The 21,124-nt window shown below is 66.0% G+C and carries 18 protein-coding genes; 14 read left to right on the top strand and 4 right to left on the bottom strand.

Annotation, left to right across the window (positions count from 1 at the left end):
* Positions 1 to 20: 20 nt before the first annotated feature.
* The 3 genes from pdxA to F7R11_RS05170 form a co-directional block, all read right to left on the bottom strand.
* Positions 21 to 1,046, bottom strand: a complete 1,026-nt coding sequence (gene pdxA, locus F7R11_RS05180) for a 4-hydroxythreonine-4-phosphate dehydrogenase PdxA (protein WP_064801681.1) — start codon at positions 1,044 to 1,046, stop codon at positions 21 to 23.
* Between the two features lie 97 nt (positions 1,047 to 1,143).
* Positions 1,144 to 2,634: a peptidylprolyl isomerase gene (locus tag F7R11_RS05175; RefSeq protein ID WP_197495037.1), complete on the bottom strand. Its 1,491-nt coding sequence runs from the start codon at positions 2,632 to 2,634 to the stop codon at positions 1,144 to 1,146.
* Positions 2,635 to 2,641: 7 nt separating this feature from the next.
* On the bottom strand, positions 2,642 to 5,083 hold the full coding sequence (locus F7R11_RS05170) for an LPS-assembly protein LptD (RefSeq protein WP_064801677.1): 2,442 nt from the start codon (positions 5,081 to 5,083) through the stop codon (positions 2,642 to 2,644).
* 175 nt (positions 5,084 to 5,258) lie between these two features.
* Here F7R11_RS05170 and F7R11_RS05165 point away from each other — a divergent pair, with 175 nt between their 5' ends.
* The 4 genes from F7R11_RS05165 to murU are packed head-to-tail and all read left to right on the top strand — an operon-like array spanning position 5,259 to position 8,139.
* Complete coding sequence (locus F7R11_RS05165) at positions 5,259 to 6,344, top strand: aminoglycoside phosphotransferase family protein (RefSeq protein ID WP_064801675.1); 1,086 nt, start codon at positions 5,259 to 5,261, stop codon at positions 6,342 to 6,344.
* Positions 6,345 to 6,350: 6 nt separating this feature from the next.
* Positions 6,351 to 7,088, top strand: a complete 738-nt coding sequence (locus F7R11_RS05160) for an AzlC family ABC transporter permease (RefSeq protein ID WP_064801673.1) — start codon at positions 6,351 to 6,353, stop codon at positions 7,086 to 7,088.
* Positions 7,085 to 7,411: an AzlD domain-containing protein gene (locus F7R11_RS05155; RefSeq protein ID WP_064801671.1), complete on the top strand. Its 327-nt coding sequence runs from the start codon at positions 7,085 to 7,087 to the stop codon at positions 7,409 to 7,411. Before F7R11_RS05160 ends, F7R11_RS05155 begins: the two co-directional genes overlap by 4 nt.
* Before the next feature lie 20 nt (positions 7,412 to 7,431).
* Positions 7,432 to 8,139 carry an N-acetylmuramate alpha-1-phosphate uridylyltransferase MurU gene (gene murU / locus F7R11_RS05150; RefSeq protein ID WP_064801669.1) on the top strand — a complete coding sequence of 236 codons (708 nt, stop codon included), beginning with the start codon at positions 7,432 to 7,434 and terminating at the stop codon, positions 8,137 to 8,139.
* On the opposite strand, the gene F7R11_RS05145 is transcribed toward murU, so the two are convergent.
* Positions 8,140 to 10,206, bottom strand: a complete 2,067-nt coding sequence (locus F7R11_RS05145; protein WP_064801666.1) for a putative bifunctional diguanylate cyclase/phosphodiesterase — start codon at positions 10,204 to 10,206, stop codon at positions 8,140 to 8,142.
* Between the two features lie 230 nt (positions 10,207 to 10,436).
* Here F7R11_RS05145 and F7R11_RS05140 point away from each other — a divergent pair, with 230 nt between their 5' ends.
* The 10 genes from F7R11_RS05140 (at position 10,437) to ruvB (ending at position 21,119) form a co-directional block, all read left to right on the top strand.
* Positions 10,437 to 11,813 (top strand): aminopeptidase P N-terminal domain-containing protein, encoded by a 1,377-nt coding sequence (locus F7R11_RS05140; protein WP_064801664.1) that lies wholly within the window; start codon positions 10,437 to 10,439, stop codon positions 11,811 to 11,813.
* Positions 11,810 to 13,060 carry a UbiH/UbiF/VisC/COQ6 family ubiquinone biosynthesis hydroxylase gene (locus F7R11_RS05135; RefSeq protein ID WP_064801662.1) on the top strand — a complete coding sequence of 417 codons (1,251 nt, stop codon included), beginning with the start codon at positions 11,810 to 11,812 and terminating at the stop codon, positions 13,058 to 13,060. The genes F7R11_RS05140 and F7R11_RS05135 overlap by 4 nt, the downstream gene beginning before the upstream one ends.
* Positions 13,061 to 13,063: 3 nt before the next feature.
* Positions 13,064 to 14,329 carry an NAD(P)/FAD-dependent oxidoreductase gene (locus F7R11_RS05130; protein WP_064801660.1) on the top strand — a complete coding sequence of 422 codons (1,266 nt, stop codon included), beginning with the start codon at positions 13,064 to 13,066 and terminating at the stop codon, positions 14,327 to 14,329.
* Positions 14,330 to 14,526: 197 nt separating this feature from the next.
* Positions 14,527 to 15,600 (top strand): tRNA dihydrouridine synthase DusB, encoded by a 1,074-nt coding sequence (dusB, locus tag F7R11_RS05125; protein ID WP_064801657.1) that lies wholly within the window; start codon positions 14,527 to 14,529, stop codon positions 15,598 to 15,600.
* Positions 15,597 to 15,830 (top strand): Fis family transcriptional regulator, encoded by a 234-nt coding sequence (locus tag F7R11_RS05120; protein ID WP_021196530.1) that lies wholly within the window; start codon positions 15,597 to 15,599, stop codon positions 15,828 to 15,830. Before dusB ends, F7R11_RS05120 begins: the two co-directional genes overlap by 4 nt.
* A gap of 95 nt (positions 15,831 to 15,925) precedes the next feature.
* The gene (gene purH, locus F7R11_RS05115; RefSeq protein WP_064801655.1) at positions 15,926 to 17,500 is read left to right on the top strand and encodes a bifunctional phosphoribosylaminoimidazolecarboxamide formyltransferase/IMP cyclohydrolase; all 1,575 of its coding nucleotides are present in this window, start codon (positions 15,926 to 15,928) and stop codon (positions 17,498 to 17,500) included.
* Positions 17,501 to 17,595: 95 nt separating this feature from the next.
* Positions 17,596 to 18,141, top strand: a complete 546-nt coding sequence (ruvC, locus tag F7R11_RS05110; protein WP_021196528.1) for a crossover junction endodeoxyribonuclease RuvC — start codon at positions 17,596 to 17,598, stop codon at positions 18,139 to 18,141.
* Positions 18,142 to 18,220: 79 nt separating this feature from the next.
* The gene (locus tag F7R11_RS05105) at positions 18,221 to 19,369 is read left to right on the top strand and encodes a glycerophosphodiester phosphodiesterase (protein ID WP_064801653.1); all 1,149 of its coding nucleotides are present in this window, start codon (positions 18,221 to 18,223) and stop codon (positions 19,367 to 19,369) included.
* A 55-nt stretch (positions 19,370 to 19,424) separates the two neighbouring features.
* Entirely contained in the window at positions 19,425 to 20,006 is a 582-nt protein-coding gene (ruvA, locus tag F7R11_RS05100; RefSeq protein WP_064801651.1) for a Holliday junction branch migration protein RuvA, read from the top strand.
* Positions 20,007 to 20,057: 51 nt separating this feature from the next.
* Positions 20,058 to 21,119 carry a Holliday junction branch migration DNA helicase RuvB gene (gene ruvB / locus F7R11_RS05095; RefSeq protein ID WP_064801649.1) on the top strand — a complete coding sequence of 354 codons (1,062 nt, stop codon included), beginning with the start codon at positions 20,058 to 20,060 and terminating at the stop codon, positions 21,117 to 21,119.
* The last annotated feature ends 5 nt before the right edge of the window (positions 21,120 to 21,124 follow it).

The following is a 21,124-nucleotide window of genomic DNA, read 5'->3' as shown; positions in this document are numbered from 1 at the left end:
CGAAAAGGTGAAAGCGGAAATCAGGAACGCGCTGCCCGAGAAGCGTGTCGCGCCATGGCGATGGCAGTGTCGATCGCCTCGAGCAGGCTGCCGAACTCGGCGCGGCCCGTGCCGGCCAGCGTCAGCGCGGTGCCATGGTCAACCGACGTGCGCACGAACGGCAAGCCCAACGTGATGTTCACTCCGTGGCCGAAGGTGCCGTACTTGAGCGGCGCCAACCCCTGATCGTGATACATCGCGAGCACGCAATCGGCATCGGCCAGCAGGCGCGGCTGGAACAGCGTGTCGGCCGGATACGGGCCACGGGCATTGATGCCCCGCTCCAGCGCGCGGGCAATGGCGGGCTCGATCACCTCGATCTCCTCTCGGCCGAGGTGGCCAGACTCACCGGCATGCGGGTTCAGCCCGGTCACGAGAATGCGCGGTGCACTCAGTCCGAAGCGGGCGCGCAGGTCACGCTGCACGATGTCCAGCGTCTCGTCGAGCACAGCAGGCGTGATGGCATCCGGCACCTCGCGCAACGGCAGATGTGTGGTCGCCAGGGCCACGCGCAGCATGGCGTTGTTGTGCGCAGGCTGCGGGCCGGCCAGCATCATCACCACGCGCGGCGTATGGCTGCGTTCGGCCAGGTATTCGGTATGGCCAGTGAAGGGCACTCCGGCATCGTTGATGGTGCTCTTCTGCACCGGCGCCGTCACCATCGCATCGTAGCGTGCACCGTCTGCCGTATCGCGCAGGCAACCGTCGATGGCGGCGTCAAGCAGATCGAGCACGTAGCGCCCATTGGCCGCGTCGAGCACGCCCGCACGCACCGGCGCGCCGAGCGGGCGCTCCACGATGGTCAGCGCCGTGGACGCCACGCGCCAGAAATCCCCCTGGCCAATGGCATCGGCACGCGCTTGCAGCAAGGCGGCATCACCGATCACATGCCACTGCACATCGGCATAGCGCGACGATGTCTGCCGTGCCAGATGCAGCAGCGCTGCCACGGTGATGTCGGGACCGATGCCGGCGGGCTCGCCAGTCGTGATTGCTATATTCAGCATGCGGCGCTCGTCAAAAGCAGTGTCGAAGTCAGTCTAGAAATGCCACGGCCGCCCACAGGCGGCCGTGTGCGATGCGGATACCCGCAGCGTAGCAGGCTTATTGCTGTTGGCGATTCACGCGGTATTCCACGTGTGCGCCATCGCGCAACTCGCGCAGCCAATCCTCGTACGCCGCCTGGACCTTCTGTTCGCGGATCACCGAACGCGCATAGTCGCGCTGGCGGTCCACCGGCACCTCGGCTTCACGGCGACCTTCCACCTGGATCAGGTGCACGCCAAACTGGCTCTGCACCGGCTGCGAGACCTCACCTGGCTTGAGCAGGTTCATCGCCTGTTCGAATTCCGGCACAAGCTGACCCGGCGACACCCAGCCCAGCTCACCGCCGGCGCTGGCCGAGCCGTCCTGCGAGAACCGGCGCGCCGCGTCGGCAAAGTCATAGCCGTGGACGATACGGTCGCGCAGGCCAGCCAGTTGGCGACGTGCGTCGTCGGCCGACATGGTTGCACCGGTCTTGATCAGGATATGACGCACTTGCGTCTGCTGCACCTTGGTGGCAATGGCGGTGGTCGGCGCACGCTTCTCGAGCAGCTTGATCACGTGGTAACCCGCCGGGCTCTCGATCACCTGGCCCGCCACCTGGCCAGCCTTCATGTCGACTACTGCGTTGGCGAACACCGCCGGCAGACGACCGATCGGGCGCAGGCCCAGTTCGCCGCCCTGGGCTGCATCCTGCGCACCCGAATTCTCACGCGCCAGCTTGGCGAAATCAGTACCGCTCTGGGCTTGCTTAAGCAGGCTTTCCGCCTTGCTGCGCGCGGCGGCCTTTTGGTCAGCCGTGGCGTCTTCGGCTACCGGCACGAGGATCTGCGCGACGTTGTATTCCTGCTCGCCAGCCGCGGCGGCACCGCCGCCCTGCTGCGCCAGATAGTTGTCGATCTCACCGTCGTACACCTGCACCTTGGAGTCCACGTCGCGCTCGCGCAGGCGGGCCAGCAGGATCTCCTGGCGGAGGTCATCGCGGTACTTGTCGTACGCCATGCCCGACTCCGTCAGCTTGCTCTTGAGCTGCGGTACCGACAGGTTGTTGCGCTGGGCCACGCTTTCCACGGCACGGTCCACATCGGCGTCAGACACACGGATACCGCTTTCCTTGGCGGTCTGTGCCTGCACGCGTTCCAGAATCAGTTGCTCAAGCACCTCGCCGAGCAGATCGGCACGCGGGGGCAGTGGACGGTTTTGCGCGCGGAACGTGCGCTCAACCAGATCAGCACGATTGAGCAGTTCGCGGCGGGTGATGACATCGGTGTTGACCACAGCCACCACCTCGTCGACGAGCTGGCTACGCGGCGTGCCGGCAGCAGTCGGCCCCGGCAGCGTGCCCTGCAGCAGCGGCTGGCTGGGCGACGAATCCGGCTTGGAGAAGATGCCCTTCAGCGGTGCGCTTTTTTTCTGCGGCTGCTGCGCGTGGACAGCAGGCACCAGCACGGCCCCCACGGCCAGCGCAACCAGCGCCCTCGTCATTGCGTCCAGGCGACGGGCAGGAGCCACACGCGTGGCAAGGCGGTCAGCGTTCGATTGGAAAGCCATCATGTCGTTATTCATATTGATCCAGCACGGACGGCGTAATCGGCTGCGCGGTCACCGGCTGATAGCCGGGGACGTTCAGACGAATCACGTCGATCGGATTGTTCCCCACCTTCGACAGGCCCTTGAACTCGATCTGGGCAAAGATGTGTGTCGTATAGCCCGAGATCGCGTTGCTATAACGCTGCACGGCCAGGCGGCCAACCCAGCAATCGGCGGCGTATTCGAGACCAAGCAGCATATCCGATGGCTTGCGCGCATTCATGTCGTAACCGATGCGGCCCAGGCCATACAGACGCCGCGTGATCGGCCACTGCGCCGAGATATCGGCTTGCTCCAGCGGCAATTGACCGGTGTTGGTATCGGCGCGGTAGTAGCGGTAGCCGAGGTTGATCACCTTGTTGGTTTCCGGCTTCCAGCTGAACGCCACGGTCGAACGCATGATGCGATCGATGTCCTGATTGTACTGAAGGTTCGTATCGAAAAAGATGCCGCGGAACATCTGGATCGTGGTCGCGCCCAGCAGGTCCGAATAGCGGCGCACCGCCGTCGGCGCGGCGCCAGCCAGCGTCACTCGTTGGCCATCGAAATCAATCCGTTGCGCTATCGTGGCGCGCAAACGCTCGATGCCCGATTCCGCCTCGATAAAGCGCGTGGTCACGCCCGCCGTCACCTTGTTGTTGTCGGCGATGCGGTCGTAGCCGGTGTACGGGTTCTCGGTAAAGATCTGGCCGAGGTTGTAATCCGACTGCCCTGTGTCGAACAATGGGATCTGCGACTGATCACGATATGGCGTGTAGACGTAGAACAGGCGCGGTTCCAGCGTCTGGATATAGCTCACGCCAAACAGCTTGGAAACCAGCGCCGCGTCGCGCTCGAAGGTCATGCCGGAATCGAGCGAGAAGGTCGGCAGCGTGCGGTTGATCTGCGACTGCTGCGTATCGCCTGCGGGACGATCCAGGCGGTACGACGTGGCGTTCAGGATGAACTTGGGTGTGACGTACCAGCCCGGGCGGACGATCGGATAGCTGATCGTTGGCTGCATGAACAGACGTTCGCCCTGCACGGTGTCCGGCGTCGGGATCGTGAACCGCGTGTAATCGGTCTGGAAGTTGATATCAAACCCGCCAAGGTCATACCGCGTATACGACAGGTTCAACTGCGGCACACGCTCGTACGGGGGCGACAGCGGGGTCGTGGCCGTCGACAACGTCTGGAACTTCTGCACACGCGCCAGGGCCACCCAGTCGCCAATCGCATACGTAACACCGCCCTCTTGCACGTACTGGCGCTGTGTTGCTGTCACGATGCTGCGACCAAGGTCATCCGGATACGTGTTGTCCGAGACCTTGTTGTAGTTGATGTAAGCGTTTAGACCAGGCGCCAAACGCTGGGTGTGCACCGCTGAAATCGACCAACGGTTGCGCCCTGCTTCACGGTCATCGGGCAGGAATTCGCCACGCAGGACGCCGCTGTACGACGTGTCGAGATAGCGGTATTCGCCACCCAGTTGCAGGCCACGCGTGCTCAGCAAGCGCGGATACAGCGTCAGATCGCGGTTGGGTGCAATGTTGAAGTAGTACGGCAACGTGACATCGGCCCCGCTACGGCTGTTGTAGCCGAACACCGGCGCGAGAAAGCCGCTGCGCCGATCGTCATTGAGCGGGAAATCCATCACGGGCGCCGCAAACACGGGCACACCGAAGAAGTGCAGCACGCCATTGCGGCCGGTGCCGACCTGGCGATCGCTGTCGATATCGATGCGGCTGGCGCTGAAGTACCAGTCGACGTTGTCCGGCGAGCACGTGGTGTACGTGCCGTGCGTGATGCGGGTGTTGTCCTTGTCGATGAAGTCGATGCGATCTGCCGTGCCGCGGCCGCCGGTCGAATGGAACTCGTAGGCCGGTGTGCTCATGGTGCCTTCGTTGGCAGTGACCTTGAGCTTGGCGTCCGGGCCGGTGACCAGCGTGCCGCCCTTGAACAGCCGCACGTTGCCGGTGGCGGTGGCAACGTCGGTATCCTGGTTGTAGTCGAGCGTGTCGCCCTTCACCACCGTGCCGTTGCGGCGCAATTCGCCGTGGCCACGCAGATGCACGTCTTCATTGGTGCGGCCGTCCATCTTGTCGGCCGCGGTAAATGTGGGGACAGTGTTGTCCTGGCGCTGGACGGGCTCGCCCATCTTGGGCACAAGCGGGCTGCCGCCAGGTGTGGCTGGGCCCGAGGTGGCCAGCGCCGTCACGGAAGACTCAGACGATGTTGCCGCAGGCGCCGATTGCGCGGCGCCCTGGCTCTGCGCTGCGGACGCCGCCGCCCAGACCCCGGCCACGGCGAACACCAGCGGCCGCAGTGCCAGCGCGCTGCGCCGGTTGACGGCCAAGTTGGCGCCGCGCTCGTCGGGCTTGGCAACAGCAGTGCGCTGCCGGGTCTTCCTGGCTCGGTTCGGTTCGGTCATGCAAGTCGGAAACTGGGCTCGCGCCGGGCAAATGGCCACCGGGCGCGTAGGCACATCATCGGTCGGTGTTTTGCCGCGCCGGGCCGGCCAGATGGGGGCGGCGCTCGCTCGCGGCGAAACTCGGTCGGGTATTATACGGGGCTTCTTTCCCGCCTCATTCCAGCGTTCCCTCAGCATGGCTTCGACCCCTGGCGCCGCCACTGGCGCAACCGACGCGCGTCTCGACCAACTGCGCGACTGGCTCAGCACTTTGCCCGCCTCCCACGGGCTGCACATCGATACGCTGCGCCCCGCGTCTGCCGATGCCAGCTTCCGTCGTTACTTCCGCGTGGATGGCGCCGCAGGTGACCAATCCGGTGGCCAACCCGGCACCCTCATCCTGATGGATGCCCCCCCGCCGCAGGAAGACTGCCGCCCGTTCGTCCATGTGGCTGGCCTGCTGAATGGTGCCGGCGTGCACGCGCCGCAGGTGCTGGAACAGGACATCGCGCAGGGCTTCCTGCTGCTGACCGACCTGGGCCCGCAAACGTATCTGCAGTCGCTGCGCGAGCACGATTTCGACCTCGCCTACGCCAACACGTTGTTCCGCCCGGCCATCCACACGCTGGTGCGCTGGCAATCGGCCTCGCGCGAAGGCGAATTGCCGCCGTACGACGAAGCGCTGCTGCGCCGCGAGCTGTCGCTGTTCCCCGACTGGTACATCGACCGCCACCTGCAGCGCCCGCTCGACGCCGCCCAGCGCGAATCGCTCGACAAGGTATTCAAGCTGCTGGTCGACAGCGCGCTGGCTCAGCCGAAGGTGTACGTGCACCGCGATTACATGCCGCGCAACCTGATGATCAACGCGGCCGACCCGTCGCAGCCTGGCGTGCTGGACTTCCAGGACGCGGTCTACGGCCCGATCACCTACGACGCTGCCTCGCTGCTGCGCGACGCCTTCCTGTCGTGGGAAGAGGAGGAGGAGCTCGACTGGGCCGTGCGCTACTGGGAAGCCGCCCGCAAGGCCGGCCTGCCGGTGGATGAAGACTTCGGCGAGTTCTACCGCGCGCTCGAATGGATGGGCGCACAACGTCACCTGAAGGTAGCCGGCATCTTCGCGCGCCTGTGCTACCGCGACGGCAAGTCCGGCTACGTGGAAGACACCCCGCGCTTCATCGCCTACCTGCGCCGCGTGTGCAGCCGCTACAACGCGCTGGCGCCGCTGGCCCGCCTGCTCGATCAGCTTGAAGATCGCGCCCAGCAGATCGGCTATACGTTCTAGTCTCCAATGGCCCGAACTGGACACCCCCAACGCGCTGCTGAGTTCCGCGCCGGCGCTCTCGCACTCGCCCCGATGCTGCTGGGCGTGGTGCCGTTCGGCCTGATCTACGGCGTGCTGGCTACATCTGCCGGCATGCCCGCGTGGCTGGCCGTGGCGATGAGTGCCATCGTCTTTGGCGGCGCATCGCAGATGATCCTGGTGCAGCTGTGGGCCGGCGGCGCGCCCGCGCTGGTCATTGCGGCGACGGTATCGATGGTGAACCTGCGCCACGCACTGTATTCGGCCAGCATTGCCCCGGCGCTGGCGCATCTGCCGCGCCGCTGGAAATGGCTGATCGCCTATCTGCTGACGGACGAGGCCTTCGCCGCCATGAACCGCCGCGTGGTAAATGCGCGCCCTGGAACGGAAGAGGCGACCTACCGCCACTGGTACTTCCTCGGCGCCGGTGTGGCGTTGTGGACGAGCTGGCAGGCATCGACCATCGTCGGCGTGGTGCTGGGCGCGCAGGTGCCGACCACCTGGCCACTCGATTTCTTCCTGCCGCTCACGTTCATCGCCATCGTGGTGCCGTCGCTGCGCACGCGTGCCCAACTGGCTGCGGCGCTCACCGGTGCCGCGCTGGCCGTGGCATGGACGGGCTGGCCGCACAAGCTGGGGCTGATGAGCGCGGCATGCGTCGGCATTGCCATTGGGGCGATCGTCGAGCGGTTGCTGAACCGGCCGAAGACGGAGGCCGCAGCATGAAAGCGCTCATCCTCTTCGGCGTGCTGCTGATTTCCGGCGCGGCCACTTACTTCATCCGCCTCTCGTTCATCGCGCTTGAAGGACGCATGAACCTGCCGATGTGGTTCCGCAGCGCCCTGCCCTATGTACCGGCCGCCATGCTGACCGCGCTCATCGCGCCCGACCTGCTGATGCGCGATGGCGCCCTGGCCGTGTCGGCCGACAACCCGCGCCTGATCGCCGGCATTGTCGCCATCGTCATCGCGCGTGTCACGAAGAGCGCAATGTGGACCATCGTTGGCGGCATGGCTGCTCTGCTGATTCTCATGAAGGTGATGGCTTGAGTTCCACGCTGCACTCCACAATGCGGGCCATGATTTTTGCGGCGGGCCGCGGTGACCGCATGCGGCCGCTGACCGACCACACGCCCAAACCCCTGCTCAGCGTGGGCGGCAAACCGCTCATCGTCTGGCAGATCGAGCGCCTGGCCGCAGCCGGTGTGCGCGACATCGTCATCAACCATGCCTGGCTGGGTGCGCAGATTGAGGACGCGCTCGGCGACGGCAGCACTTGGGGCGTACGCCTTGCCTACTCGCCGGAGGGCGAAGCGCTGGAGACAGCAGGTGGCGTCGCCCAGGCCATGCCGCTGCTGCATGCCGGTGACGGCCACAGCGTGTTCATCGCCATCAGCGGCGATGTGTTCTGCGATTACGACTACGCTGCCCTGCGTGACCGCGCGCCCACCATGGCTGTGCAATCCGCACCGGGCATGCACCTCGTGATGGTGCCTAATCCGCCTTACCATCCGCGTGGCGACTTTGCCCTGGCTGATGACGGCGTGCTGCACGCCGATGGCACGCAACGGCTCACGTTCGGCAACATCGGCCTGTACGACACCCGCCTGTTTGCCGGCATCGCGCCCGGCACGCGCCTGGCGATGACGCCGCTCTATCACCGGGCCATCGCCGAAGGCCGCGCCACCGGCGAGCGTTTCGATGGCCGCTGGGAAAACGTCGGCACCCCCGCCCAACTGGCCGCACTGGACGCCGAGCTGGGGTCGCAGCCGGCCTGATTAGGGCAACGGCAACGTCGTAGTGCTCAGTGATTCGGCCGTCATCGGGCGGCCCAGCAGATAGCCCTGCAAAGAATCGCACCCGAGCCGGGTGAGGAACGCCTGCTGCTCGGCCGTCTCCACGCCCTCGGCAACGATGCGCAGGTTCAGCGTCTGGCCCAGTGCCACGATGGCTGACACGATGGCAGCGTCCTCGGTGTCGTGCGCCAGGTCACGCACAAAGCCACGGTCGATCTTCAGCTCGCTGGCCGGCAAGCGCTTGAGGTACAGCAGGCTCGAATAGCCCGTGCCGAAATCGTCGATAGAGATGCGCACGCCCATGGCATCGAGCTGCTGCAGGATCTGCAGGCTGGCATCGGCATCGCGCATGGCGGTCGACTCGGTAATCTCCAGCATCAGGCAATGCGGGTCGAGCGCGTGGCGCGCCAGCACATCACGTACCGTATCGATGAGCGCCGCGTGGGCAAACTGCAACGCAGAGAGATTCACGGCGACGCTCCACGTGGTGTGCCCCTCGCTGCGCCATTGCGCCATCTGGCGACAGGCTTCGTTCAGCACCCAGGCACCGAGCGGCACGATCAGGCCGGTCTTCTCGGCCAGCGGGATGAACTCGTCCGCCGAGACCAGCCCGCGCACCGGATGCTGCCAGCGCACGAGCGCCTCTACGCCGAGGATCGGGCCATTGGGCGCGTGGAACTTCGGCTGATAGTGCAGTACGAGTTCATTCCGATCGATCGCCTGGCGCAGGTCCTGCACAAGCTGCAATTGCTTGTGCACGTTGGCGTTCATCGACGGCTCGAAGAAGCAGTACGCGTTCCGGCCCAGGCCCTTGGCGTGGTACATGGCCGCGTCGGCATTGGTGAGCAGGTCGTGCTGGTTGCCGCCGTCACCCGGGTACATGGAGATGCCGATGCTGGTCGATACACGCAGCTCGTGCCCGCCGGCCAAAAACGGCTCGCGCACCACCTCCAACAGCGCATCGGCCAGCGTGCCGGCGTCTTGCGGATCATCCACGTAGGCGAGTACGACAAATTCGTCGCCGCCCACGCGCGCCACGGTGTCCTGCTGGCGCACACGCGCGACGATGCGCTGGGCCACGTCAATCAGCAGCAGATCGCCCACGTGGTGGCCATAGACGTCATTGATGGCCTTGAAGCCGTCCAGGTCCATGAACATCAGCGCGAAGTGGCGCTTCTCGCGGTCTGCCGTGCGGATCGCCTGGTTCAGGCGGTCTTCCAGCAGCAGGCGATTGGACAGCTTGGTCAGGTTGTCGTGCAGCGCCAGGTAAGCCAGCTCCTGGTTGGCTTCGGCCAGCGAGTGCGCCAGCACGGCGGTGCGCGCCTCCATGCGCAGGTCGAGCACGGAGATGATCAGCGCAATCGCCAGCACCGCCAGCGTGACGATGATGATGACCAGCGCCAGCCATTCCGCGCTCGCGCCGGTATACGCCGCGCCGCACACGCTGCCGAACGGAAACGCGGCCGCCGCCATGCCCGTGTAGTGCATGCCGACAATCGCCACGCCCATCACCACGGCTGATCCGGCGCGCAGCGCACGCACGCGCTGGGACTGTCGCCGCAGCCGGAACGCAATCCACAGCGCCACGCCTGAGGCCAGCACCGCCACACCCACCGACAATCCGAAGATCGCCGGGTCGTAATGGATGCCGGGTGTCATGCGCAGCGCAGCCATGCCGGCATAGTGCATGCCAGCCACGCCCGATCCCATCAGCAGCGCGCCGCCCACCAGGCGCGGCCATGGCAGCTCGCGCCGGCTTACCAGCCACAGTGCAAATGCCGACGAAGCAATGGCAATGGCGAGCGAGCCGAGCGTGATTGATACGTCATAGCCGAGTGGAATCGGCAGGCTGAAGGCCAACATGCCGACAAAGTGCATCGACCAGATGCCCAGCCCCATGGCGGATGCGCCGCCGATCAGCCACCAGAACGCGGCACGGCCCTGCGCGGTAACGACCCGGCCGGCCATATCCAGCGCCGTATACGACGCCAGGATGGCCACGAAGAGGGAAAGAAGGACAAGAAGGGGGTTGTAGCTGCTGACAAGCATCGGTTCTCCAGGACAGGCCGATCCAATGCGGCATGCCACACGCGGGCGAAAGTCGCATCCGAAGGATTGGTGACAATCCAGTTTGTATCGACCAAGTCCGCCCGAGACTTTAGGAGAGACGACGCCCACGCCACAAGTCTCCTTTTGGGTGTGCCCCCACCCCGCGCAACGTGTCGCGAATGGGGCGGCGTTACAATCGGCGCATCTATTTGCAGCCTGGAACCGACGCCATGTCCGCCACTGAACTCGCCTTCCTCCAGACCTATCGCCAGCGCCGTGAGCGCGTCGCGCAGTGGCTGCGCGCGGCAGGTGGCGGTGTGGCCATCGTGCCGACCGCGCCGGAAGCCATGCGCAACCGCGACAGCGATTACCCCTACCGGCACGACAGCTATTTCTACTACCTGACCGGCTTTACCGAGCCCGAAGCGGTGCTCGCCATCGTCGTGCCGGCCGGTGGAGAACCCGCGCGCAGCGTGCTGTTCTGCCGCCCCAAGCATGAAGAACGTGAAATCTGGGACGGCTTCCGCTTCGGCCCCGAGGCCGCGAAGGAAGCCTTCGGCCTGGACGCGGCACATTCGGTGGAAGACATCGACGCGACCTTGCCTGGGCTGCTCGCCAACGCGGCGGCCGTGGCCTACCCGCTGGCCGAGAGCGGCACGTTCGACCGCCGCATGCGCCGCTGGCTCGACGCGGTGCGCATGCAAGGCCGCGCGGGCGTGTCGTCGCCGCACCAGGCGCTGGACGTGCGCGCCATCCTCGATGAACTGCGCTTGTTCAAGGACGCGGGCGAGCAGGACATCATGCGTCGCGCTGGGCGCATCTCGGCCGGCGCACACGTGCGCGCCATGCAGGCCTCGCGCGCCGGGCTGCGCGAGTACCACCTCGAAGCCGAACTGCTCTACGAATTCCGCCGCCACGGCGCGCAGAGCGTCGCTTACAACTCCATCGTCGCCACCGGCCCGAACGCGTGCGTGCTGCACTACCGCGCCGGCAACGCCGAGTTGCGCGACGGCGATCTCTGCCTGATTGATGCCGGTTGCGAGCTCGATGGCTACGCGTCGGACATCACCCGCACCTTCCCCGTCAACGGCCGCTTTACCGGCCCACAGCGCGAAATGTATGAACTCGTGGTGGCAGCGCAGGAAGCCGCCATTGCCGAGACACGCCCCGGTGTGCCGTACAACGTGCCGCACGATGCCGCCACGCGCGTGCTGGCGCAGGGCATGCTCGATACGGGCCTGCTCGACGCCAACCAGGTCGGCACGATTGATGACGTGCTCGCCGGCGGCCAGTACCGCCAGTTCTATATGCACCGCACCGGCCACTGGCTCGGCATGGACGTGCACGACGTGGGCGAATACCGCACCCCAGGCGCCGCGCCCGCACAGGGTGAACGCCCGTGGCGCCCGCTGGAGGCCGGCATGGTGCTGACCGTCGAGCCCGGTATCTACGTGCGCCCCGCAGCGGGCGTGCCCGAGCAGTACTGGCACATCGGCATCCGCATTGAAGACGACGCCATCGTCACACCCAACGGCTGCGAAATCATCACGCGCGATGTGCCGGTGGCCGTTGCCGACATCGAAGCGGTGATGCGAGGCCAGCAATGACGGACACGACCGCCACAGCCCCGGACTTCGACGTCGCCATCGTCGGCGCGGGGCCAGTGGGACTGGCGCTGGCCAACTGGTTGCTGCGCGATACCGACTGGCGCATCGCCCTGTTCGACGCCCGCGACGCCGAAGCCGCCGCACGGGACCCGCGCGCGCTGGCGCTGTCGCACGGCTCGCGCGTGCTGCTGCAGGAGATTGGCGGCTGGCCCGCGCGCGCCACGCCCATCACGCATATCCATGTCTCGCAGCGCGGCCACTTTGGCCAGGCGCATATCCGCCGGGAAGACTACGACGTCCCCGCGCTCGGCCATGTTGTGCAATACGGCGACCTGAGCGCCGCGCTCAACGCCGCGCTGGCCACGCAGATGCAGCGTTACCCGAACCGCCTCACGCGCTACGACCACACGCCGGTCGAGCGCATCGAGCAACTGCCGCGCGCCGATGGCACCGTCGCTCCGGCACGTGTGCGGGCATTGCAGGGGGGGCCACATGAGGGACGCCATCCACTCGCCATCGAAACCGAGGTCGTCGTGCAAGCCGAAGGCGGCCTGTTTGACGATGCGCGCAGGCAGGCGGGCGGGCTCTCGCATGCACGCCGCCGTGACTACGGCCAGACCGCCATCGTCGCGCATGTCCGCTGCTCGGCGCCGCTGGAAGGCTGGGCGTGGGAGCGCTTCACCAATGAAGGCCCGCTCGCGCTGTTGCCGCAGGACGACGCGCAGGGCCCAGCGAGTGTTCCCGGTTATGCGCTCGTCTGGTGCTGCTCGCCCGACGAGGCACGCCGCCGCGCCGGTTTGCCGGAAGACACCTTCCTCGCGGAATTGAGCACCGCCTTTGGCGACCGCATGGGCCACTTCACGCAGGTGGGCCCGCGCCACACCTTCGCGCTCGGGCTGCATGCCCAGCGCATCCCGGTCGACCGGCGTGTCGCTGCCATCGGCAACGCCGCGCAGACCATTCACCCCGTCGCCGGCCAAGGCTTCAACCTGGGCCTGCGCGATGCGTTCGAAATGGCACGCACGCTGCGCGATGGTGCGACACCTGCCGCCCTCGCACGCTTTGCGCGTGAACGCGCATTCGACCGCGCCATCACCATCGGCCTGACCGACCTGCTGCCGCGCGCGTTTGCGGTGCCGGGCCGGCCGTTCGGCCACCTGCGCGGTGCGGCGCTCACGCTGCTGGAATGCCTGCCGCCGCTCAAGCACGGGCTGGCACGGCAGATGATGTTCGGGCAGCGGGGCTAACGCGTGATCCAAACCCATGCCGGAGATCGCCCACACGCAACCGTGGTGGGCGCCGGCATTGTCGGTACTGCTTGCGCGTTGCAACTACGGCGCGACGGCTATCAGGTCACCCTGCTGGATCAGGCCGGTGTTGGCGAAGGCTGCTCGTTTGGCAACGCGGGTTGCCTGAGCGTGGCCTCGGTCGTGCCGATGGCGCTGCCGGGCATGCTGAAGCAGGTACCGAAATGGCTGGCGGACCCAATGGGGCCACTGACCGTACGCTGGCCCTATCTGCCACGCGCACTGCCCTGGCTATTGCAATGGGTGCGCGCCGGCAACGCGGCACAGGCCCGCGCGACAGCACTGCCACTGGCGAACCTCTTTGGCGCGACCTTTCCCGGCTATCGCAGCCTGCTCGACGCCGCCCAATACGACGGGCTGATCCGCCAGTCCGGCCATCTGTATGTGTGGCGCACGCTGGCGCGCTCGTCGGGCGACCGGCTGGCGCAGTCGATTCGCGACACGACCGGCGTGCGCTCGCAAGCGCTGAACGCGGGCGAGACGCGCGAACTGGAACCCACGCTGGCGCCCGACATTCAATCGGGCCTGCTGCTGCCCGACAACGGCTTCACGTCCAATCCGGAACGGCTGGTCAAAACGCTGGCGGCCAACTTTATGGCAGCGGGCGGCACGGTCCTGCGGCGCAAGGTGCTGGATTTCGAGTTTGGCGAGCATGGCCCCACGCGGCTGTATACGGATTGCGGCACGCTGCCCGTCTCCACCCTCGTCCTCTGTGCGGGGGCCTGGTCGATGCGGCTGGGCGCCAGGCTCACGGGCATCCGTATCCCGCTGGATACCGAGCGCGGCTATCACGCCACGCTGTCTGCGCCCACCGTGCAGCCCTCGCGGCCGGTCATGGATTGCGAACGCAAATTCATCGCCACGCCCATGGAAGGCGGCCTGCGGATTGCGGGCACGGTGGAAATCGGCGGGCTGGATGCCCCGCCCGACTACCGGCGCGCCGGCGTCCTGCAACGGCAGGGCCAGCAGCTCTTCCCCGGCCTCACGTTTGCCGACGACAGCGCCTGGATGGGCCATCGGCCATCCCTGCCGGACAGCCTGCCCGTGATTGATCGCTCGGAGCGCTACCGCAACGTGTTCTTCGCCTTTGGCCATGGCCACCTGGGCATGACCGGCGCCCCCGGCACGGCCCGGCTGATCGCTGATCTGGTGGCCGGACGCGCGCCGTTCATCGACGCTGCTCCATACGGCCTGCAGCGGTTCCGGTAACGATTGCCACGACAGCGACGCCCGCGCCGAACGCACCGCCGCATCGTTTGTGCACAACATTTAGGCAATTCGGCCGTTTGGCGGTAAAATCCCGTCCTCGCATTTTTCACCCCCGTCGCTCCGCCCAATGTGTCCACTGATCCGGGCGGAAGGGGCTGTTTTTTCGTTTCTCCATCGCTAGCCACGCATCGCACACCGTGCAGATCGGACCGCATACCCTCCGCAACAACCTGTTCGTCGCCCCCATGGCGGGTGTGACGGATCGCCCGTTCCGCCAGCTCTGCAAGCGGCTGGGCGCAGGCTATGCGGTGTCGGAGATGGTCGCGTCCAACGCGCAGCTCTGGAAGAGCGAGAAGACCATGCGGCGTGCCAATCACGAAGGCGAAGTCGAGCCGATCTCGGTGCAGATCGCCGGCGCCGAGCCGATGATGATGGCCGAGGCCGCGCGCTACAACGTCGACCGTGGCGCGCAGATCATCGACATCAACATGGGCTGCCCGGCCAAGAAGGTGTGCAACGTGGCCGCCGGCTCCGCCTTGCTGCAGAACGAGCCGCTGGTCCAGCGCATCGTCGAGGCAGTGGTGGGTGCGGTGGGCGACCGCGTACCGGTCACGCTCAAGATCCGCACCGGCTGGGATCGCGAACACCGCAACGCGCTCAGCGTGGCGCGCATCGCGCAGGATGCCGGCATCAGCATGCTGACCGTGCACGGCCGCACGCGTGCCGACCTGTACCACGGCGATGCGGAGTACGACACCATCGCCGCGGTCAAGGCGTCGGTGCGGATTCCGGTGGTCGCCAACGGCGATATCACCACGCCGGCCAAGGCCAAGCATGTACTGGCAGTGACCGGCGCTGATGCCATCATGATCGGCCGCGCGGCGCAGGGGCGCCCGTGGCTGTTCCGCGAAATCGAACATTTCCTGCAAACCGGCACGCTGCTGCCGGCGCCAGAAGTGGAGGAGATTCGCGGGATCATGAATGCGCACCTGGAAGAGCACTACGCGTTCTACGGCGAATTCACGGGCGTACGCACCGCACGCAAGCACATCGCCTGGTACACGCGCGGGTTGGCGGGGGCCAACCTGTTCCGCCACCGCATGAACACGATCGAAGACACGACCGAGCAACTGGCGGCCGTCAACGCGTTCTTCGACGAACAGCGCGCACTGTCCGACCGCCTGGTCTACGAAGACCAGCACACTGCCGACAGCGAGCGCCCCACGACGGGCAACAACGACAACAACAACAAGGAACTGCTTGCCGCATGAGCCGCAACCCGATCGAACGCTGCATCCGCGACAGCCTGGATACGTACTACCGCGACCTGGATGGCGAAAACCCGTCCAACGTCTACGATATGGTGCTGCAGGCCATTGAACGGCCGCTGTTGGAAACCGTGATGGAATGGGCCTCCAACAACCAGTCGCAGGCCGCCGATTACCTCGGCATCAACCGCAACACGCTGCGCAAAAAGTTGCAACAGCACGGGTTGCTGTGACCTGGCTGAGATAGCGTTCAGGCTTCGAACCGATTTCCTTTCTGACGGCATCGCAAGGTGCCACTTTCGCCCACCGGCCTACCGGTATTTTCACCATGATCCAGCAAGCCCTGCTTTCCGTTTCCGACAAGACCGGCATCGTCGACTTTGCCCGTGCCCTGCACGCGCACGGCGTCAAGCTCCTCTCCACCGGCGGCACCGCCAAACTGCTGGCTGAATCGGGTCTGCCCGTGACGGAAGTGGCGGACTACACCGGCTTTCCGGAAATGCTCGACGGCCGTGTCAAGACGCTGCACCCGAAGGTGCACGGCGGCATCCTGGCCCGCCGCGACCTGCCCGAGCACATGGCTGCGCTGGCTGAACACAGCATCCCGACGATCGACCTGCTGGTGGTGAACCTGTACCCGTTCCAGCAGACGGTGGCCAAGGACGAATGCACGCTGGCCGACGCCATCGAGAACATCGACATCGGCGGCCCGACCATGCTGCGCTCGGCGGCCAAGAACCACCGCGACGTGACCGTCATCGTCGACCCGGCCGACTACACCACCGTGCTGGCCGAGATGCAGGCCAACAACAACACCGTCGGCTATGAGACTAACTTCATGCTGGCCAAGAAGGTGTTCGCGCACACCGCGCAGTACGACGGCGCCATCACCAACTACCTGACCAGCCTGGGCGCCGACAAGTCGCACAGCACGCGCAGCGCCTACCCGCAAACGCTGAACCTGGCCTTCGACAAGGTGCAGGAAATGCGCTACGGCGAGAACCCGCACCAGTCCGCCGCCTTCTACCGCGACCTCAAGGCCACGGACGGCGCGCTGGCTGCCTACAAGCAACTGCAGGGCAAGGAGCTGTCGTACAACAACATCGCCGACGCCGATGCCGCGTGGGAATGCGTGAAGTCGTTCGACCCGGCCAAGGGTGCGGCGTGCGTGATCATCAAGCACGCCAACCCGTGCGGCGTGGCCATCGGTGGCACCGCGCAGGAAGCGTACGAAAAGGCCTTCAAGACCGATTCGACCTCGGCCTTCGGCGGCATCATCGCCTTTAACGTGCCGCTGGATGAAGCTGCAGCAAACATCGTCGCCAAGCAGTTCGTGGAAGTGCTGATCGCCCCGGGCTTCTCGGAAGGCGCGCGTGCCGTGTTCGCGGCCAAGCAAAACGTGCGCGTGCTGGAGATTCCGCTCGGCAAGGGCGTGAACGCATATGACTTCAAGCGTGTCGGCGGTGGCCTGCTGGTGCAAAGCCCGGATGCCAAGAACGTGCAGCCGAGCGAGCTGCGCGTGGTCACCAAGCGCCACCCGACCCCGAAGGAAATGGACGACTTGATGTTCGCCTGGCGCGTCGCCAAGTTCGTCAAGTCGAACGCCATCGTGTTCTGCGGCGGCGGCATGACGCTGGGCGTGGGCGCCGGCCAGATGAGCCGCGTGGACTCCGCCCGTATCGCCAGCATCAAGGCACAGAACGCAGGCCTGACGCTGGCCGGTTCGGCCGTGGCGTCGGACGCGTTCTTCCCGTTCCGCGACGGCCTGGACGTGGTGGTCGATGCCGGCGCCTCGTGCGTGATCCAGCCGGGCGGCTCGGTGCGCGACGATGAAGTAATCGCCGCCGCTGACGAGCGCAACGTGGCAATGATCTTCACGGGCACGCGCCACTTCCGTCACTAAGCCATACCGTCCGGACTACGGACCCACGGGGCAAGGCGTAAACTGGCGCCTTGCCCCGTTTTTCTTTTCTCAGCTCACCCTCGGTTCACCTTTTCATGCGCATCCTCGGCATCGACCCCGGCCTCCGCACCACGGGTTTCGGCGTGCTCGAACGGCACGGCCACAAGCTCGTCTATGTGGCTTCGGGCACGATCAAGAGCAACGGCAATGCCGACTTGCCCAGCCGACTGAAGACGCTGTACGACGGCGTTGCTGAACTGGTGAGCACGTACCGGCCCGACTGCGCTTCCATCGAAAAGGTGTTCGTCAACGTCAACCCGCAATCAACGCTGCTGCTAGGACAGGCGCGCGGTGCGGTGATCTGCGGGCTGATGAGCGGCAACCTGCCGGTGTTTGAATACACCGCGCTGCAACTGAAGCAGGCCGTGGTCGGTTACGGCCGCGCCAACAAGGATCAGGTGCAGGAGATGGTCGTGCGCCTGCTCAACCTCGAAGGCAAACCCGGCTCGGATGCGTCTGACGCCCTGGGCGTGGCGATCTGCCACGCACATGGCGGTGAGACGCTGGCCGCCATGGCAGGCCTCGCACCGCAGCTTGCGCAAAAGGGCCTGCGCGTGCGCCGCGGCCGTCTGGTCGGCTGACAGGATTCTTAAAGCCTGCAGGTAGCTCCCACGCGGCACGGCGACTACCATGCGGTGAGTCCGTTTCCGGGAGCCCCCGATGTCACGTCGCCTTGCCCTGCTGAGCCCGCTTGCCCTGACTGCAGTCGTTGCACTGTCCGCCTGCCGGATGGAATACAACCACGGTGGCAACAACGGCGGTGGCGGTGGTGGCGCCACACCCATTACCACCATCCAGGTGATCGGCCATCGGGGCGCCTCGGCATTGCGGCCCGAGCACACGCTGGCGTCGTATCAAAAGGCCATCGACGATGGCGCCGATGTCATCGAACCGGATCTCGTTTCCACCAAGGACGGCGTGCTGGTGGCGCGGCATGAGAACGAGATCTCCGGCACCACCAACGTGGCTGACGTGTCCGCCTTCGCCGGCCGCAAGACCACCAAGACGATCGACGGCCAGAGCGTGACCGGCTGGTTCACGGAAGACTTCACCCTCGTTGAACTCAAGACGCTGCGCGCGCGGGAACGCATTCCCAGCATCCGCCCGAGCAACACGGTCTACAACGACCAGTTCACCATCCCCACGCTCGACGAGATCGTTGCGCTGGCGCGGGACCAATCCACCCGCCTTGGCCGCAACATCGCCATCTATCCGGAAACCAAGCACCCGACGTACTTCCAGTCGATCGGCCTGCCGCTGGAAGACAGGCTGATTGACGGCCTGCGCCGCGATGCCTTCACGGCCAGCCGGACCACGGTGTATATCCAGTCGTTCGAAGTCGCCAATCTCAAGGCCATCCGCAACAAGATCGGCGGCAGCCAGCCCAACTGGCGACTGGTGCAACTGATGGGGACGTCCAGCCGACAGCCTTACGACTTTGTCGTCGCCAAGGACAACCGCACCTTCGGCGACATGATGACCAGCCGCGGCATGCGCGACATCGCGGCGTATGCCAACGGCGTCGGCCCCGACAAGAACAGCATCATGAGCCTGGACGCCAACGGCCGCCTGACCGACCCGACCGACCTGATCCGCAACGCGCACAACGCCGGGCTGATCGTCCACCCATACACCTTCCGCCCGGAGAACACGTTCCTGCCGCCATCGCTGCGCAGCGGCGCGGACAACACGCGCAACGTGAGCGGCTCGATCACGGAAATCCAGGCGTTCCTGCGCGCCGGCGTCGATGGCTTCTTTACCGACGACCCGGCCGTCGGGCGTCAGGCGGTGTCGACCTTCAAGCGCTGAGGCGCGCCCCGCATCGGCTACACTGCGTCCCGTTTTGGAGAGAGGAACCCCACCCATGATCGGACGCATCGCCGGGACGCTGGTCGAAAAGAACCCGCCGCACCTGCTGGTCGATTGCCACGGCGTCGGCTACGAGATCGACGTGCCGATGAGCACGTTCTACAACCTGCCCGCCACTGGCGCGCCGATCGTGCTGCTCATCCAGCAGATCGTGCGCGAGGATGCGCACCTGCTCTACGGTTTCGGCACCGCTGCGGAACGCGAGACCTTCCGTCAGCTCATCAAGATTTCGGGCATCGGCGCGCGGATTGCGCTGGCGGTGCTCTCGGGCATGTCGGTGGCCGAGCTCGCACAGGCCGTCACGCTGCAGGAAGCCGGGCGGCTCACGCGCATCCCAGGCATCGGCAAGAAGACGGCTGAACGCCTGCTGCTGGAGCTCAAGGGCAAGCTTGGTGCGGACCTGGGTGCAGTGCCCGGCGGCCCGGCCGTGTCGGACGACGCGGTGGACGTGCTCAACGCGCTGCTGGCGCTCGGCTATTCCGACAAGGAAGCGGCGCTCGCCATCAAGCAGGTGCCGGCCGGCACGGGCGTGTCGGAGGGCATCAAGCTGGCGCTCAAGGCGCTCTCCAAGGGCTGACGCCGGCGTGGCGTGCAGACGGTAGAATGACCGCCAATCCGTTTGCCCGTCATGATCGAAACCGACAAGCTCGCCGCCAAGGCTGTCTCTGCTGAACGCCTGATTTCAGCCTCCCCCGCCTCCCCCAACGAGGAGGCCTTCGAGCGCGCGCTGCGCCCCAAGCTGCTCGACGAATACGTCGGCCAGGAAAAGGTGCGCGGCCAGCTCGACATCTTCATGACGGCGGCCAAGAACCGCAGCGAAGCGCTCGACCACGTGCTGCTGTTCGGCCCGCCGGGCCTGGGCAAGACGACGCTGGCGCACATCATCGCGCGCGAGATGGGCGTCAACCTGCGCCAGACCTCCGGCCCCGTGCTGGAGCGCCCGGGCGACCTGGCCGCGCTGCTCACCAACCTCGAAGCCAACGACGTCCTCTTCATCGACGAGATCCACCGGCTCTCGCCCGTGGTGGAGGAAATCCTGTACCCGGCGCTGGAGGACTACCAGATCGACATCATGATCGGCGAGGGCCCGGCGGCCCGCTCCGTCAAGCTCGATCTGCAGCCGTTCACGCTGGTGGGCGCCACCACGCGCGCCGGCATGCTGACCAACCCGCTGCGTGATCGCTTCGGCATCGTGGCGCGGCTGGAGTTCTATACGCCCGCCGAGCTGGCAAAGATCGTCAAGCGTTCGGCGGGCCTGCTGAATGCGCACATCGTCGACGAAGGCGCACTGGAAATCGCCAAGCGCTCGCGCGGCACGCCCCGTATCGCCAACCGCCTGCTGCGCCGCGTGCGCGACTACGCCGAGGTGAAAGCCGACGGCATCATCACCCGCGAAGTGGCTGACGCCGCACTGGCGATGCTTGATGTGGATGCGGTCGGCTTCGATCTGATGGACCGCAAGCTGCTCGAAGCAATCCTGCACAAGTTCAACGGCGGGCCGGTTGGTATCGACAACCTGGCCGCTGCCATTGGAGAAGAACGCGACACGATTGAAGACGTGCTCGAGCCGTACCTGATCCAGCAGGGCTACCTGCAACGCACGCCGCGCGGGCGTGTGGCTACCGCCTCGGCGTACCAGCACTTTGGCCTGGGTGCCCCCAAGGGCGACCTCTGGGACGGCAACAACTAACGCTC

The sequence above is a fragment of the Ralstonia insidiosa genome (assembly GCF_008801405.1).
Lineage (GTDB): Bacteria > Pseudomonadota > Gammaproteobacteria > Burkholderiales > Burkholderiaceae > Ralstonia > Ralstonia insidiosa.
This window is presented reverse-complemented; position numbering and strand designations above follow the sequence as displayed.